The organism is Runella sp. R0.1_18 (genome assembly GCF_057652155.1).
In genome coordinates this window covers 1-304 of the sequence record NZ_JBYFCK010000121.1, presented here as the reverse complement: position 1 = coordinate 304, position 304 = coordinate 1, and the positions used below count along the sequence as shown (strand labels likewise).

At 49.7% G+C, this 304-nt stretch carries 1 protein-coding gene; it reads left to right on the top strand.

The window, feature by feature from the left end; translation table 11 throughout:
- Positions 1-95 (top strand): hypothetical protein (locus tag AC23P2_RS31345; RefSeq protein WP_487776829.1); only part of this gene is annotated, 95 nt, incomplete at its 5' end.
- Between the last annotated feature and the right edge of the window lie 209 nt (positions 96-304).

Genomic DNA, 304 nt, shown 5'->3' with positions numbered 1-304 from the left:
CGCTTACAACGGATACTTATTTCAGGGCCATTGTGAAAAGTGGAGAATGTGCTGAAGCGACTACTTCAATAGTGCTCATTACAGTCAACTCATAGCCGACGGCGACGATTGAGGGCACAACGGTAGTTTGCCAAAACGGAACATCTCCAACCGTGACATTCGTGGGGGCAAATGTCACTGCTCCCTACACGTTTACGTATAAACTCAACGATGGTGCACCGCAAACGGTGAAAACAGCCACTGGGAACACCGTGACGGTTTCAGTGCCGACGAGTGTAACAGGGGTGTTTACGTACACCCTACT